The sequence below is a fragment of the Streptomyces sp. IMTB 2501 genome, assembly GCF_001953885.1.
GTDB lineage: Bacteria > Actinomycetota > Actinomycetes > Streptomycetales > Streptomycetaceae > Streptomyces.
This window is the reverse complement of record NZ_MQUS01000001.1, coordinates 839569-854950: the sequence shown is the minus strand read 5'-3', so window position 1 is coordinate 854950 and position 15382 is coordinate 839569. Positions and strand designations below refer to the sequence as shown.

Annotated in this window: 11 protein-coding genes and 1 pseudogene; 3 read left to right on the top strand and 9 right to left on the bottom strand. The window is 70.1% G+C overall.

Annotation, left to right across the window (positions count from 1 at the left end):
• Positions 1-87: 87 nt before the first annotated feature.
• The 5 genes from AV521_RS04000 to AV521_RS03980 all read right to left on the bottom strand — a co-directional run bounded on the left by AV521_RS04000 (position 88) and on the right by AV521_RS03980 (position 8685).
• Positions 88-4239 carry a bifunctional nitrate reductase/sulfite reductase flavoprotein subunit alpha gene (locus AV521_RS04000; RefSeq protein WP_107480807.1) on the bottom strand — a complete coding sequence of 1384 codons (4152 nt, stop codon included), beginning with the start codon at positions 4237-4239 and terminating at the stop codon, positions 88-90.
• 341 nt (positions 4240-4580) lie between these two features.
• On the bottom strand, positions 4581-5201 hold the full coding sequence (locus AV521_RS03995; RefSeq protein WP_256725420.1) for a lamin tail domain-containing protein: 621 nt from the start codon (positions 5199-5201) through the stop codon (positions 4581-4583).
• 378 nt (positions 5202-5579) lie between these two features.
• On the bottom strand, positions 5580-6434 hold the full coding sequence (locus AV521_RS03990) for an isocitrate lyase/phosphoenolpyruvate mutase family protein (protein WP_076083247.1): 855 nt from the start codon (positions 6432-6434) through the stop codon (positions 5580-5582).
• Between the two features lie 166 nt (positions 6435-6600).
• Positions 6601-7953: a DNA-3-methyladenine glycosylase 2 family protein gene (locus tag AV521_RS03985; RefSeq protein WP_079249101.1), complete on the bottom strand. Its 1353-nt coding sequence runs from the start codon at positions 7951-7953 to the stop codon at positions 6601-6603.
• Positions 7954-8073: 120 nt separating this feature from the next.
• Complete coding sequence (locus AV521_RS03980; protein WP_076083243.1) at positions 8074-8685, bottom strand: TetR/AcrR family transcriptional regulator; 612 nt, start codon at positions 8683-8685, stop codon at positions 8074-8076.
• Positions 8686-8814: 129 nt separating this feature from the next.
• Between AV521_RS03980 and AV521_RS03975 the strand changes: the two genes are divergently transcribed.
• Both AV521_RS03975 and AV521_RS03970 read left to right on the top strand, forming a co-directional pair.
• Complete coding sequence (locus AV521_RS03975; RefSeq protein WP_076083241.1) at positions 8815-9282, top strand: cupin domain-containing protein; 468 nt, start codon at positions 8815-8817, stop codon at positions 9280-9282.
• 56 nt (positions 9283-9338) lie between these two features.
• A complete protein-coding gene (locus AV521_RS03970) occupies positions 9339-10145 on the top strand; it encodes an alpha/beta fold hydrolase (RefSeq protein ID WP_076083239.1) in 807 nt (268 codons plus the stop codon).
• Between the two features lie 76 nt (positions 10146-10221).
• Here the strand turns inward: AV521_RS03970 and AV521_RS03965 are convergent.
• From AV521_RS03965 to AV521_RS03945, 4 genes and pseudogenes are all read right to left on the bottom strand, one after another.
• Positions 10222-10485, bottom strand: a pseudogene (locus AV521_RS03965) (DSD1 family PLP-dependent enzyme); the annotation flags it as partial.
• Between the two features lie 109 nt (positions 10486-10594).
• Positions 10595-11224, bottom strand: coding sequence for a transcriptional regulator (locus AV521_RS03960; RefSeq protein ID WP_076083237.1), 630 nt, complete (start codon positions 11222-11224; stop codon positions 10595-10597).
• Between the two features lie 535 nt (positions 11225-11759).
• The gene (gene htpG / locus AV521_RS03955; RefSeq protein ID WP_076083235.1) at positions 11760-13670 is read right to left on the bottom strand and encodes a molecular chaperone HtpG; all 1911 of its coding nucleotides are present in this window, start codon (positions 13668-13670) and stop codon (positions 11760-11762) included.
• A 593-nt stretch (positions 13671-14263) separates the two neighbouring features.
• On the bottom strand, positions 14264-14713 hold the full coding sequence (locus AV521_RS03945; protein WP_256725419.1) for a HEAT repeat domain-containing protein: 450 nt from the start codon (positions 14711-14713) through the stop codon (positions 14264-14266).
• 358 nt (positions 14714-15071) lie between these two features.
• On the opposite strand from AV521_RS03945, the gene AV521_RS47490 reads away from it, so the two are divergent.
• Positions 15072-15382: glycoside hydrolase family 19 protein (locus AV521_RS47490; RefSeq protein WP_305965139.1), on the top strand; the 311-nt coding region annotated here is incomplete at its 3' end.

Here is a 15382-nt window from a genome sequence, read left to right as displayed (position 1 = left end):
CGACACGGAAGAACCCGGTCGGATCCACAACGGGAAGACGCTAGTCCCCCGCGTCCCGGAGGCGGGCATCGGGGTGCCGCACGGATGTCAGTACACGTCCCGCACATAGCGCTTGTCGGCGGCCAGCTGCTTGACGTAGGCCGCCGCCTCGGCCTCGGCCAGGCCGCCGTGCACGGTGGCGATCTCCCGCAGGGCCTGGTCGACGTCCTTGGCCATGCGGGAGGCGTCGCCGCAGACGTAGAAGTGGGCGCCGTCGCGGAGCCAGGACCACAGCAGGGGACCGTGCTCGCGCATCCGGTCCTGGACGTAGACCTTGGCGCGCTGGTCGCGGGAGAAGGCGGTGTCCAGGCGGGTGAGCGTCCCCTCGGCGAGGAACGCGGTCAGCTCCTCCTCGTAGTAGAAGTCGGTCGCGCGGTGCTGTTCGCCGAAGAACACCCAGTTCGGGGCCCGGTGGCCGCGGGCCCGGCGTTCCTCCAGGAAGCCGATGAAGGGGGCGATGCCGGTGCCGGGGCCCACCATCACGGCCGGGGTGGCGGGGTCGGCGGGCGGGCGGAAGTGCGGCGCCCGCTGGACGCGGACCGGTACGGGGGTGCCGGGCTCGGCGTCGGCGAGGAACGGGGAGCACACGCCCTGACGGGGCCGGCCGGCCAGGTTCTCGTACCGGACGACGGAGACCGTCAGCGACACCAGGTGGGGGTCGGTCAGCGGGCTGGAGCATATGGAGTACAGGCGCGGCTGCAGACGCCCGAGCAGTTCCGCCCACTCCTGTGCCCCGGCCCGGATGCCGAACTCGGCCACCACGTCCACGGCCTGCCGTCCCCAGGACCAGCGCGCCAGCTCGCCCTTGTTGTCCGGTCGCAGGAGCTTGCGCAGCTCGCGCGGGTCGCGGGTGCGGTCTGCGGCGAAGCGCAGCAGGTCGGGAGTGACCCGGGTGATGTCCAGGTTGCGCAGCAGGGCCTCGGCGAACGGCACCGCCCCGACGTTCTTGACCTCGACGGCCGCGTCCGCGTCCAGGCCGGTCACGGCGAGCCACTCGGTCACGAGTTCCGGCCGGTTCACCGGGTGTACGGCGAGGGCGTCGCCGGCCTCGTAGACCAGCGGGGTGTCGCTGTCCCGGGTGTCGAAGGTGAAGCGCCGGACCTCCTTGCCGGCGCCGGGCAGGCTCAGCAGGCGATTGCCGGTGAGGCGGGCGGTGGCGGGGGCCGGACGGCTCGGCCGGGTGGCCGCCGGGGGTGCGGGGACCGGGGCGGCACCGGCCGGTGGCTCGGTGTCCTTCGACGCGGTGAGCGCCTGGTCGTTCCGCAACGCGGTCAGCACCTGGTCGAGCCAGGCTCCCGCCGCGGTCTCGTAGTCCGGTTCGCAGTCGGTGCGCGGGGCCAGACGTATCGCGTCCAGTTCCTCCATACGCAGGTCGAGACGGCGGCCGTGGCCGCAGAAGTCGTCGTAGGAGGAGTCGCCGAAGGCCAGGACGGCGTAGCGCCTGCCCTTCAGCCGTGGGGCTTCGGACGAGGCGAGGGCGTCCCAGAATCCGGCCCCGTTGTCCGGGGCGTCGCCGTCGCCGAAGGTGCTCGTGATCAGCAGCAGGTCGGATTCGGTCGGTAGCGCGGAGGGGTCCGCCTCCTCCATGGCCAGGAGGGAGGCGCGATGGCCGTCGGCGGAGAGCCGCTCGGCCGCCTCGGTCGCGAATTCCTCCGCGTTCCCGGTCTGCGACGCCCAGAGGATCACGACCTGGCGGCGGGAAGCGTCCGTGGGCGGGGCGGACGACAGCGGGGAGCCTCCTGCGGCGGGCGCGGTGGGCTGCGTCTCCTCGGTCCTGGAGTACATCCCGGCCAGTACGCCGTTGACCCACAGGACGTGCTCCGGGCTGAACGGGGCGTCCGGGGGCAGGACCGGTACGCCCGGGGCGCCGTACGGGATGCCGGCGAGGAATGCGGTCAGATACCGGCGTTCGTGTGCGGCCAGGACCGGCGGTGGGGCGGGGTCCAGCCCGAACGGGGCGAGAGCGGAGAGGGCGGAGGGCGGCGTGACCTCGGTGGAGGCCTCGGCAAGGACCGGAGTGGTCACCGGGGCCGGAGTGCTCACCGGGGCCGGGGCCCGGACCGTGACCGGGGTGGCCACCTTGGTCAGCGAGACCGCGCACACCTTGAACTCGGGCTGGAACGACAGCGGGTCCACGGCGTCGCTCGTCACCGCGTTGACGCTCAGATACTCGCCGAACAGGTCGTTCCAGTGGAACGGCGCGAAACAGCAGCCCGGCCGCACCCGGTCGGTGACGACCGCGGGCAGCACGGCCCGCCCGCGCCGTGAGGCGACCTCCACCGAATCCCCCTCGGCGAGGCCCAGTTCGGCCGCGTCCTGCGGGTGCACCTCCACGAAGGGACCGGGGTTGAGCTTGTTCAGCTTGGCGACCTTGGCCGTCTTCGTCAGCGTGTGCCACTGGTGCTGGAGCCGGCCGGTGTTGAGGACGTACGGATAGTCGTCGTCGGGCATCTCCGCCGCCGGGATGTGCGGGCGGGCGTAGAACACCGCGCGGCCGCTCGGCGTCGGGAAGGTGGGCGAGCCGTCCTCGCCGACGTACCGGACCGGATTGCGGTCGGACCCGTCCGCGGTCGCCGCCGGCCACTGCACCGGTGTGCTGCGCAGCCGCTCGTAGCTCACACCGCGCAGGTCCCAGCCGGTGGCCGGGTTCCAGGCGCGCTTGATCTCCTCGAAGATCTCCTCGGCGCTGTCGTACGCGAACCCCTTCTCGTACCCCATCTCACGGGCCACGGCGGCGATGATCCGCCAGTCCGCCGTGGCCTCGCCGGGCGGATCGGCGGCGGGCCGGGCCAGGGTGAGATTACGCTCGCTGTTGACGAGGACGCCCTCGGTCTCGGTCCACAGCGCGCCGGGCAGGACGACATCGGCGTACGCGTTGGTCTCCGTCTCGGCGAACACGTCCTGCGTCACGACGAATTCGGCGGCCTCCAGTCCCTCGATGACCGTCTTGCGGTTGGCGACGGAGGCGACGGGGTTGGTGCAGATGATCCAGCAGGCCTTGATGTGCCCGTCGGCCATCTTCCGGAACATCTCGACCGTGCCCTTGCCGACACCGTCGGCGCGCAGGGCGCCCGGCTCCAGCTCCCACAGCTCCTCGACGAAGGCCCGGTCGGCGTCGACGAGCACGGACCGCTGCCCGGGCAGTCCCGGCCCCATGTAGCCCATCTCCCGGCCGCCCATGGCGTTGGGCTGCCCGGTGAGTGAGAAGGGCCCGCTGCCCGGGCGGCATATCGCGCCGGTGGCGAGATGGAGATTGACCAGCGCGTTGGTGTTCCAGGTGCCGTGTGTGGACTGGTTCAGGCCCATCGTCCAACAGCTCGTCCACTCCCCCGCCTCGCCGATCAGGCGGGCGGCCTCCCGTATGTCGTCCTCCGGGATGCCGGTGATCTCGGCGACGGTGGCGGGCGCGTAGTCGGCGAGGAAGGCGGGCATCGCCTCCCAGCCCTCGGTGTGCGCGGCGACGAAGTCGGGATCGGTGTGGCCGTTCGCGTGCAGCAGGTGCAGCAGCCCGTTGAGCAGCGCGAGGTCCGTACCCGGCTTGAGCTGCAGAAACAGGTCGGCCTTTGCGGCGGTGGCGGTGCGCCGCGGGTCTACGACGATCAGCCGGGCGCCCGCCGACTTCACCCGGTCCATCATCCGCAGGAAGAGGATGGGGTGGCAGTCGGCCATGTTGGAGCCGATGACGAAGAAGACGTCGGCCTTGTCGAAGTCCTGGTACGAGCCGGGCGGCCCGTCCGCGCCCAGCGACAGCTTGTAGCCGGTGCCGGCACTCGCCATGCACAGCCGGGAGTTCGACTCGATCTGATTGGTCCGGATGAAGCCCTTGGCCAGTTTGTTCGCCAGGTACTGAGCCTCCAGGCTCATCTGCCCGGAGACGTAGAGGGCGACCGCGTCCGGCCCGTGCTCGTCGACGATGGCGCGCAGGCGCCGCCCGGTCTCGGCGACGGCGTCGGCCAGCGGCGCCGGCTGGGGCTCCTCTCCACGGTCGGGCCGCACGAGGGCGGTGGTCAGCCGGCCCGGCGCGGCGAGCATGTCCGCGGTGGTCGCGCCCTTGGTGCACAGTCGGCCGAGGTTCGCCGGGTGCTCCTTGTCCCCCGACGCCTTCAGGACCGTACGCCGCCCGTCCGGTCCCCGGCCGATGTCGAGGACCATGCCGCAGCCCACCCCGCAGTACGAGCAGACGGTCCGCACCGTCGTCATGTCCTCGCTGCGAAAGCCCGGCGCGGCCACGGGCGCCTCCCCTCTCTGTGCTCGACCTGATCCCACCCTTCGTGACCGTACGAACCCCGCATTACGCCGGTGTCTCCGCACCTGATCATCAGGGGTTACGCCCACCGCACAGGGTGGGGAGGGAGGGTGTGAGTCCGGGGGGCTTGCGCATAGGCGGGGGCTCGACTCCCGCATACACGAGTGGGGCGGCTTCCGCAGGCACGGGGTTCAGCCCACGCACCCGTTTCGCGTCGGCGTCCTGGGCATGGGTGCCCAGTCCCGCGCTCGCTCGGCGGGATGGGCACCCAGTGGTCGGTTCAGCGGGCGGCGGGTCAGCGGCGGTGGCCGCGGGCGTGGTCGTCGTGGTGGCGGGCTCCGTCCTGGTGGTGCACACCGCCATGCCTCAAACCGGCGCCGTCGCGGCGGACGGGCTTCGCAGCGTGGAGGGGCTTCGCAGCGTGGACAGGCTTCGTGGTACGGGCGGGCTTCGCCGTACGGCGGCCCCAGGAGACGGCGTCGATGATCCGGCCGCGGGCGTCACGCAAAGTCGCGGCGTCGGCGTTGACGTCCCACACGCGCGCGCGGAGGTCCTGGTAGACGTCGGTCGCGGTGTTCCGGCCGACGCCGGTGTGGACGCGGACGGTGGCCCGGCCCGCGAGCCGCACGTGGCGGAAGGTGTAGCTGTGGCCGTCCAGGTCGGACAGCTTCCAGCTGTCCAGGTTCACCGCCCGGCGCGAGCTGTTCGTGACGGCCACCCACTGCTTGTTCAGCGCGCGGTTGGAACGGTCGTCCCGGCCCTGCAACTTGTGCTGCACGCCGCTGATGTACACCACTCCGTGCGTACGGACCGGTGCCCGGCCGGCAGCCACGGCCGAAGGCGCCACGACACCCACCGTGGCGGCGGCCACGGCGGCGACGGCGGTCAGACGACGGACGGAAGAAGAAACGGACACGAAGTCCCCCTTCTGAGGATGCGCACACCCGGGCCGACGCGACATGTCAGCCACGGGCCGGCAAGGGTGCCTTGTGCGAGTCGGCGGCCGGTCGGCCGCACACGCACACCCTGCAACCTTCGCCCGGCTATATGCGGGAAACGCGCATGGCATTACGGATCCAGCAGCAATCCATGACTCTCGCATGCAATGACCATTTATGTCCTGAATGCTGGAGATTGACGAATCGTCGGGCATATGCGCCCGCAAAACTCAAGCCCGAGGCCATCACTCACCGGCCTGCGCCACCCCACCACCCCGGATGCCTTCACCCGAAAGTGAGTAACACGCCGATGGGCCGACCGGAGTAACCGCGTCAGTGGGTCACCCGGTGAGGAATCACCGTGTCGTGCGCTTGACAGTGACCGCGCTGTTGACGGTGCCGAAGTCCGCCGCGCCCGCCATCGCGTCGTAGGTGCCCGCGTCCAACAACTCGGCGGCCGCGCGCTGGACGGTCCCGTACGCGGTCTGCGCGAGCGCGGTGCCCACGCTGACGCGACGGACGCCGACCGCCTCGAAGGCCTTCACCGGCGGCGCGCCCGGGCCCGTCATCACGTTGATCGGCAGGGGGCTGCGGCGGACCAGTTCGGCCACCGTGTCCACATCCACCAGCCCGGGCACGAACAGGCTGTCGGCGCCCGCGTCGGCGTAGGCCGCCACCCGGGACAGCACGTTCTCCATGCGGCCCTCCGGAGCGCCGATGCCGAACAGGAAGACGTCCGTGCGCGCGTTGATCCACAGGCCGGCCAGCCCCGCCTCCTCGGCCGCGGAACGGGCCGCGCTCAGTCGTACGGCCTGAGCGGGCACGTCGTACAGCGGCCCGCCCGGCGCGAGGGAGTCCTCGAGATTGACACCGACCGCGCCGGCCGCGATCACCGCACGGACGGTGGCCGCGACGTCTTCGGCGCCGGGGCCGTAACCCCCCTCGATATCGGCGGTCACCGGCACGTCGACCGCGTCGGCGATACGCCGCACAGCCTCGGCCATCTCCTCCCGGGTCAGGCCATGACCGTCGGACCGGCCTGCCGACCAGGCGACACCGCCGCTGGTCGTCGCGATCGCCCGGGCGCCCGCCTGCGCGATGAGCGCCGCGCTCGCCGCGTCCCACGCGTTGGGCAGTATCAGTGCGCGGCCGTCTGCGGGTGTGTGCAAGGCACGCAGGGCGTCGGCCAGTTCTCGCTGGGCGTTCTCCATCTTCGGTTCCTTTCGGTAGGCGTGAATACCGGCCCGTCTCGACCGAGGGACGTCGGGCCGTGATCCGGTCGGGCACTGGACTGGTCAGGTACTGGACTGGTCAGGTACTGGACTGCTCAGGTACTGGACTGCTCAGGTAGTGGACTGGTCGGGCAGTGGCGCCTGGTCAGGCCGTCAGCGCGGGGAGGTCCGCCACGGCCAAGTGGGTCGCGGCGAAGGCACGCCAGGGGCGCCAAGCGGCGCCGGACTCACCGTCCTCGTCGGCCCGGTCCACGGCCGGGAAGGCGTCGTCATAGCCCAGTCGCAGGGCGATCCGCTGTGCCGTGTCCTCCGTGACGCCGCGGACGGCGGCCAGGCCACGGACGACGTCTGCCAGCGGTGATCCGCCGTCGAACAGCGTGTCGTCGCGTGCCGCGGCGAGGGCCAAGGCCCGGAGGGTGTGTGCCGTTTCCGACGGGAGTCCGGCCCCCTGCAGGTCGGCTGCGGCCACCTTCCCGGCGGACGGGAAGAGGTGGGTCAGATCGTGGCCGAGCCCTGGAACCGGCTGTCCCGCGGACTCGACGAGGGCGGCCATCTGCTCCCGCATCAGCGGCCGGTCGGCGTACTGGCCGAGGACGGCGTCCACGCCGATCTCGAAGGCTCCCCAGGCGCCCGGCACCCGCAGTCCCGGGCGGGCCGCGATCAGCGGGCCGACCAGCGGATCGGCGCCCAGGGCGGCCTCGGCCGGCGCCATGTCCGCGTCCACGCCGAAGATCCGGCCGACGCGCTCGACGACATGGATCAGCCCTTCCCAGAAGGGCAGATGGGCGCGCAGCAGCAGATGGCCCTCGCCGCCTTCGCACACCTCCAGCAGCCCAGCCGCACCGTCCAGGCTGATCGTGCGCCGGTACACACCCTCCCGCACCGACTCCACACCGGGTACGGCCCGCTCGGCAAGGAACGCCAGCATGGCCGGCCAGTGCAGCGGCGGCGCGAACGGCAACCGCAGCACCAGCCCGCCGTCCGCCACGAGCCGGTCCGCTCGTCTGCGCCGGCTGCGCAGCTCCACCGGCGAGGCCCGGAACACCAGCCGCATGTCCCGGTTGAACTGCCGTACGCTGCCGAACCCGGACGCGAAGGCCACATCGGCCACCGTCAGGTCGGTGTCGTCCAGCAGCCGGCGTGCGAAGTGGGCGCGCCGCGAGCGCGCGAGCTGGTCCGGGGTCACCCCCAGGTGCTGGGTGAACAGCCGCCGCAGATGCCGGGGCGACACGGCGAGCCGGGCGCCGAGCGAGGCCTCGGTACCCGAGTCCAGCGCCCCCGCGACGATCAACTGCACGGCCCTGCAGAGCAGTTCGGGAACGTCGGCGGCGACCGGCCCGGCCACCCGCCAGGGCCTGCACCGCAGACACGCCCGGAAACCGTTCGCCTCGGCCGCCGCCGGGAGCTCGAACGTGCGCACGTTCTCCGCGAGCGGCTGTGATCCGCAGCCCGGTCGGCAGTAGATGCCGGTGGTGACCACGGCCGAGTAAGTCGTCATGCCCCAGTTCTAGGCGATCGACCGCCCCCGATGCTGGCCAGATCCGGACATGACAGTGACCACCCGGACGAGGACGGGCCGGCCCGCTCCTTCGCACCGCCCGACCGCCCGACCGCCGGTTCACTCCCCGCCCGTCGCACGCACCGCCGCCTCCGTCAGGGTCCTCGCGGTGTGTACGGCGCTGGCGACCGCCTCGTCGGGAGTGAGGCCGCAGAGATCAGTGAGGGAGAAAAGGGCCTCCGCGCTGACAACCACCGCGAGGTCCCGCTCCAGCTGGGTGAGCGCGTCCGGGTCCGTTGCCCCCAGCGTGCCCTTCAGCGGTTCCAGTGCCTGGTCGATGAGGCCGAAGCGGATGCCCGGGCGCGTCTTCGCCGTCTCGGGGCGGGTGACGGTGGCGGCGATCATCGCGCGTACCGCTCCCTGCCGCGCGAGTATTCCCCGCAGCAGGAACTCGCAGGCGTAGGAGACGCGTACGACGGGGTCGGACGAGCCCGCGACCGGCCGGAGGGCCTCGGCCGGGGACGGCCAGCTGCCGGCCAGGGCCTCGCTGATCAGGGACGGAAGATCCGGGAAGTACCGGTAGGCGGTCGCCTCGGAGACCAGGGCCGTGCGGGCGATCGCCGGCATGGTCACATCGGCTCCCGTGGTGATGAGTTCACGCGCGGCCCCGACGATCGCCGTCCGCGTGCGCCTCTTCTGGTTGCTGCGGCCTGCGTCGAGCTGCGCCGTCATCGCTGGGCCCTCCTCCGTCGGATCCGGGATCCATGATACCGGCCAGCTCTCTTTATAAGAGTCCACTTGCACAAACGGGGGGAGCTGCCGTAGATTCATGAGAGTCAGCTCTCACGAAGGAGACTGAAGATGGCCGAACTCTCCCTGGTCGGTCCGCACGGCGGCGAGACGATCCGCCTGGGCCCCACACAGATGCGGATCCTCGAAGACGGCAGCACCACCCAACACCGGCTCGGCATCGGCGAGATCACCCTCGCCCCGCACACCCAAGGACCTCCACAGCACCGTCACGCCCAGCACGACGAGGGCTTCTACGTCGTCTCCGGCACCGTGCACTTCACCGTCGGGGACTCCACCCATGCCGCCCCCGCCGGCACGCTCGCCATGATTCCGCCCGGTGTCCCGCACACCTTCGCCAACCTCGGCGACGAGCCCGCGGTGATGATCAACACCTTCACGCCCGACCTGTATGTGCAGTATTTCCGCGATCTGCGGGACATGATCGCCTCCGGTCAGGAACTCACTCCCGAGTCGACCGTCACCGTGATGAGCCGCTACGCCACGGTCCCCGCCACCGACTTCACCCAACGGCCCTAGGCCCTGCCCCGGCGGCGGGCACCCCTTCCCCTACGACGGCACATACGGAGTCCTTGATGACCAACACCGTCCACACCCTCGCCCTCGGCTCAGGCCACCTCGACGTCACCGTCGAGGACCAGGGGCACGGCCGGCCCTTCCTCCTGTTGCACGGAGGTGGGGGTCCGCAGACCGTCGTCCCGTTCGCCGGCCTGCTCGCCGACGAGCGACCGGCCAGGGTCGTCACCCCTGTCCACCCCGGATTCAACGGGACCGCCCGGCCCGACTGGCTGATCGACGTCCCCACCCTCGCCCGCGCCTACGGGCACCTGCTCGACACGCTCGGACTCACGGACGTCACCGTCGTCGGCAACTCGATCGGCGGCTGGATCGCCACCGAGATGGCCCTGCTCGGCAGCGACCGGATCAGCGGCGTCGCCCTCGTCAACGCCGTCGGCATCCGGGTCCCCGGCCACCAGCTGGCGGACGTCTCCTCCCTCACCCCTGCGGAGCTGTCCGCTCTCGCCTACCACGACCCAGCCAAGTTCGCGATAGACCCCAGTACCCTCCCGGAAGCCGCCCGGGCTGCGATGGCCGCCAACAGCGCCACCCTGCAGGTCTACTCCGGCCCCCACGGCATGGAAGACCCCACCCTCCGCGAGCGCCTGGCCAAGGTCACGCATCCGGCTCTCGTCGTATGGGGCGAGAGCGACCAGGTCGTCGACACGGACTACGGACGCGCCTACGCGGCCGCCCTTCCCGACTCCCGCTTCGAACTCCTCCACCGGAGCGGCCACCTGCCCCAGCTCGAAACGCCGGCCGAACTACTGGATCTGATCTGGGAGTTCACAGAAACACAGATAACGCGCCGCCCGATCCGTTGACCCGGAGCGTATGCCCGTGCCGAACACGTACGACAGCAGGGTGCGCCGGAGCACCATCGCCCGGATGACGTGACTGGAGTCGCAGGGTGACGCCGCGCCGCGACAGCGCGACGACACGCGGGAGTTCGCGCGGGTCGATGCCGACGGCACAGGTGATGTCGGTGTAGCCGCCGTCGGCGAACGCCTCGGCCTCCGCGAGCGTGGAGACGGTGACCGGGCAGGGCGCGGCGGAGTGCAGGAGGGCGGCGACGTCGAGGCTCTTCGCGGTCTTGCCGTGCGGGCGCAGGGCGACCGCGAGACGGTCGGCCGGGTCCTTGAGGCGGGCGATATTGCCTCGCATGGTGCCGGCTTCGACCACGGCGAACGGGGTGTCCGGGTCGGCCAGGGTGTTCACGGTCGGGTTCGCACAGGGCTGTCCGTATCCCTTCGGAAGAACAAGATGCTGGCGGCTACTTCGCGTAGTTGTAGACGGTCGCCCGGGACACACCGAGCAGGTCCGCGATGGTCTGTGCGGCATCACGGGAAGCGAAGTAGCCGTCGCGCTGCAACTGCCGTACGAGTGCCCTCTTGTCCTCGCGGCTCAGCGACCTGGGTGTCGCGGCACGCTCCGCGGCATGTGCCTCCACCGTCTGACGCAGTTCGCGCGCGTTGCGGTCCTGAAGCGTCTCCAGGGGCTGCTCCCGGTATTCGGTGTCCGTGGCCACCAGGTTGGCCAATGCGAGGGTCACCGGTGACAGGACGGACACGTCCAGGTTCAGGCAGAGAGCGGCGATGTACTCCCCCGCGGCGTTCTTGATGCCGATGGACGTACTCTTCGCCGGCCGGCCGTCGGGGAACTGATTGGGGTAGTTCTGGATGACGCTGGGGTAGTGGGGATCCTGGATACGGGCCAGGCCCAGCTCCGTGGCGGAGTCCCCGACCTGGCGGCCGGAGAGGTTGTTCTCGATCGCCCGGATCGCATGCTGCGGATCCCGCAGATCGTGCAGCACCACCTCGCACAAGCCCGGGAACATACGACCCAACGCTACGGCGATCTTCTCGGCCTCACTGATGAGGTGGTCGTCGGCCTCGTCGTCCACGGAAGCTTCTCCGGCAAGGTATTGGACTGATTGTCCATCTCTGGACTGATAGTCTACTCCACGATTGTCCAATGCGCTCTCGGCCCCTCGCGCTCATGCCGACGGCGTGTTCGACGGACTCGACGGGCATGACGCCCTGGACTCGGCCGTCGGGGCGCTCTGAGAGGTCCTGCAGAACCTGGATCCGGAGGATCTGGGAGACGAGCGGTAGGTGCGAAGGAACACGCATTGACCGGCGTCCGGGCACCGCCCTGCGCGCCCAGGTCCATGCTGACGCAGGCCGGAGACCCGTTGGGCATGAACATCAGGACGGCGAACGGCGCGTGCCGATGACGGCGGCCAACCGCTCCGGCTCCACCCGCGGCACCCCCGCGTCCTGCCACGCCTCGCGCGCACTGAGCACGGCGAGCCGCTCGCCCCGGTCCGGCTTCCTCGCCTCGGCCCCCGCTCCTCACAACGCGCGGGTCGTCGCGCTCGCACATCGGCGGCCTGTCCCGAGGGCCGGGGCAGGCCGCCGATGTCCCGCGGGGCCGGGTTACAGCGCGCGTTCCAGGCGGTCCGCCATGAGCTTGACGAAGCGGGAGGGGTCCTTCGGCTGGCCGCCCTCGGCGAGCACCGCCAGGCCGTGCAGGAGTTCGGCGGTCTCGGTCAGCTCCGTACGGTCCTCGCGCTCCTTGTACGCCTGGTTGAGGCCCTGCACCAGTTGGTGGCCGGGGTTGAGCTCCAGGATCCGCTTGGCCCGGGGCACCTCCTGGCCCATCGCCCGGTACATGTTCTCCAACGCCGGGGTCAGGTCGCCCGCGTCGGAGACGACACAGGCCGGGGAGACGGTGAGGCGGGAGGACAGGCGTACCTCCTTGATGTCCTCGTCCAGTTGCTCCGTCATCCAGCCGAGCAGGCCGGCGTACTCCTCGGTCTGCTTCTCCCGCTCACCGTCGGCGGTGTCGTCGTCCTCGGTGTCGAGGTCGATCTGACCCTTGGCGACGGACCGCAGTTTCTTGCCCTCGTACTCGCCGATGGTGTCGGCCCACACCTCGTCGACGGCGTCGGTGAGCAGCAGCACCTCGATGCCCCGGTCCCGGAAGGCCTCCATGTGCGGGGAGTTCTCGATGCTCTGCCGGGACTCGCCGGTCAGGTAGTAGATCTCGTCCTGGCTGTCCTTCATCCGCTCCACGTACTGCTGGAGCGTGGTCGGCTCGGTGTCGTGGTGCGTGCTCGCGAACGAGGCGAGGGCGAGGACGGCGTCACGGTTCTCGGTGTCGGTGACCAGTCCCTCCTTCAGGACGGTGCCGAACTCCCGCCAGAACGTGGCGTAGCGGTCCTGGTCCTTGGTCATCATGTCCTTGACCGTGGACAGGACCTTCTTCGTCAGCCGTCGCCGCATCATCTCGATGTGACGGTCCTGCTGCAGGATCTCGCGGGACACATTGAGCGAGAGGTCGGCCGCGTCGACGACACCCTTGACGAAACGGAGGTACGGCGGCAGCAGCGCCTCACAGTCGTCCATGATGAACACGCGCCTGACGTACAGCTGCACGCCGCGCTTGAAGTCCCGTGTGAACAGGTCGTGGGGCGCGTGCGCGGGGAGGAACAGCAGGGCCTGGTACTCGAAGGTGCCCTCCGCCTGGAGCCGGATCGTCTCCAGCGGGTCGCGCCAGTCGTGGCCGATGTGCTTGTACAGCTCGTGGTACTCGTCGTCGGACACCTCCTCACGCGACCGCGCCCACAGCGCCTTCATCGAATTGAGCGTCTCGGGTGCGGGCGCCTCGTCGCTCTCGTCTGCGGCACCGGATCGCTCGGGCACCATACGGATGGGCCAGGTGATGAAGTCCGAGTACCGCTTGATGATCTCCCTGATCTTCCACGGGGAGGTGTAGTCGTGGAGCTGGTTCTCCGGGTCGGCGGGCTTGAGGTGGAGGGTGACCGACGTGCCCTGCGGCGCGTCGTCGACCGGCTCCAGCGTGTAGGTGTCCTCGCCGCGCGATGTCCAGCGGGTGCCCTGGGCCTCGCCGGCGCGCCGGGTCACCAGCGTGACCTCGTCCGCGACCATGAACCCGGAGTAGAACCCGACACCGAACTGGCCGATGAGCCCTTCCGCCCCGGCCGCGTCCTGGGCCTCCCGCAGCTCCTGGAGGAACTTCGCGGTGCCGGAGTTGGCAATGGTGCCGATGAGCTGTCCGACCTCGTCGTACGACATCCCGATGCCGTTGTCCCGCACGGTGAGGGTGCGGGCGTCGCCGTCGACGTCGATCTCGACGTGCAGATCGGCCACGTCGGCGTCCAGCGAGTCGTCCCGCAGCTTCTCCAGACGCAGCTTGTCCAGCGCGTCGGAAGCGTTGGAGACGAGCTCGCGCAGGAAGACGTCCTTGTTCGAGTAGACCGAGTGGATCATCAGCTGCAGCAGCTGACGGGCCTCCACCTGAAACTCAAGCGTTTCAGTCGGCATGTTCTCGCATACCTCACAGATGTTGTCGCCGGAACTGACGCCAGCCACTGTAAAACACCACGTCAGGACGGTGGCTGGATACGACAGCGGTGGCTGGATCCGGACCCTGCGGCGCCGGGGCCGTGAACTACGCGTCCCGTATGCGCCGGGACGCGCAGCCCGTGTGCAGGGGTACGGCTCAGTCCCGGCTCAGCAACCCATGGTCCAGGTGTGGGATCCGCCCTGATCATTGGCGGCGGCGTTCCAGCCGACCTCCTCGCCCGGGGCCAGACAGATGGTCACATGGCCGGGGCAAGGGCAGCGGCCAGCGCGGACATGATCAGCAGGGAACGCATGGGCAGGACATGCCCGAGCGATTGTGGCCCCATGCGGGTCCCGGATCTGGTTCACCTCTTCCGGCGATCATGGAGTGAGACCGACCGGGGCACGCGCCTGCGCACGCTGCCGCAGAGCCGACTGAACCAGCCCAACCTGCCGATTCCCACCGGGAGTTCGCAGTACGAGCACGACTCGGAGCCGGCGCCGAACGGACCCGCTGCACGGTCCGGAAGCGTCGGCCTCGTCCTCGCGCCGTGGATCGGCCCGCCCTGACATCACCTGCTGGTCGATGACGCCGCCTCGGCTCGACGCGCGAGCCACCCCGCCTTCTTCCGCACAGCGGGACTCGGGTCGTCGGTGTGGGACTTCTTCAAGGCGGCGGCCGCGTGTACATCGGACCGGGCGAACTTGCCGACGAGTTCGGCGGCCATGGCCCGGACGTGCGGGTCGGGATCAGCGGCCAGGTGGTGCAGCGCGGGTTCGAGGACCTGGTCCGGGCCCGGTGCGCAGGTGTCGCCCTTGCACCGGTCACAGGCCAGGGCGTGGAACGCGGCGATCCTGACGCGAGCGTCGCAATCGTCGGCCATGGTGACGAGTTCGCCCATCGACTCGGTGTCGACCAGGTGATCGAGAAGACGGCAACAGCCCTCACGGACGGCCGGGTTCCGGTCGCGCAAGCCGGCGCGGATGGCGTGCACCGCGTTCTCTCCGCGTCGCAGCAACACGCGGTATGCCGTAGTGGTGCGTTGGGGATCACCCAAACAGGAGACGAGAGCTTCGTTGTCGGTCCTGACAAATCCGAGCATGGTCGCAGTGTCGGGCCACAGGGCAGATCCGGCAAAGCGATTTTCAGGTCCGTACGACGGCCGGACCTGCTTGAGCGCCCGGCCTCCTCCCTGTGAGAACAACTCCCTGTTGAAAATGCGTAGCCCCCAACTGTTGTCCCAATGCGCTTACTTCACCTCTTGACGCAACTGGTCCATACCTTTAGGTTCGCGGGTGAGCAGCGCCCCCGTCACTCGCGCTCACCGTTCACGAGGTGAACGCGGCCCGTCGTATCCCCCCACACGAGAGGCCACCCCCATGGCCAAATCACTCTCCACGGCCGCTTTCGCAGCCGCGATCGGTCTGTCCGCCTGTCTGATCGCCGGCTCCCCCGCGCATGCCGCCGCCGGCACCGGCACCGAGAAGGCGGCCGTGTACACACATTCCGGCACGGCGATTCAAGCCGATTTCGTGGTGAGCGAGGCACAGTTCGACCAGATGTTCCCGAACAGGAACTCCTTCTACACCTACAGCGGACTCGTCCAGGCGCTGAGCGCCTACCCCGGTTTCGCGAACACCGGCAGCGACACGGTCAAGAAGCAGGAGGCCGCCGCCTTCCTCGCCAACGT

What these genes read in the sequence shown, in the direction of transcription:
- AV521_RS04000 (WP_107480807.1), bottom strand. Translation starts at nt 4,239, where the DNA reads ATGACGACGGTGCGGACCGTCTGCTCGTACTGCGGGGTGGGCTGCGGC.
- AV521_RS03990 (WP_076083247.1), bottom strand. Translation starts at nt 6,434, where the DNA reads ATGGAGAACGCCCAGCGAGAACTGGCCGACGCCCTGCGTGCCTTGCAC.
- AV521_RS03985 (WP_079249101.1), bottom strand. Translation starts at nt 7,953, where the DNA reads ATGACGACTTACTCGGCCGTGGTCACCACCGGCATCTACTGCCGACCG.
- AV521_RS03980 (WP_076083243.1), bottom strand. Translation starts at nt 8,685, where the DNA reads ATGACGGCGCAGCTCGACGCAGGCCGCAGCAACCAGAAGAGGCGCACG.
- AV521_RS03975 (WP_076083241.1), top strand. Translation starts at nt 8,815, where the DNA reads ATGGCCGAACTCTCCCTGGTCGGTCCGCACGGCGGCGAGACGATCCGC.
- AV521_RS03970 (WP_076083239.1), top strand. Translation starts at nt 9,339, where the DNA reads ATGACCAACACCGTCCACACCCTCGCCCTCGGCTCAGGCCACCTCGAC.
- htpG (WP_076083235.1), bottom strand. Translation starts at nt 13,670, where the DNA reads ATGCCGACTGAAACGCTTGAGTTTCAGGTGGAGGCCCGTCAGCTGCTG.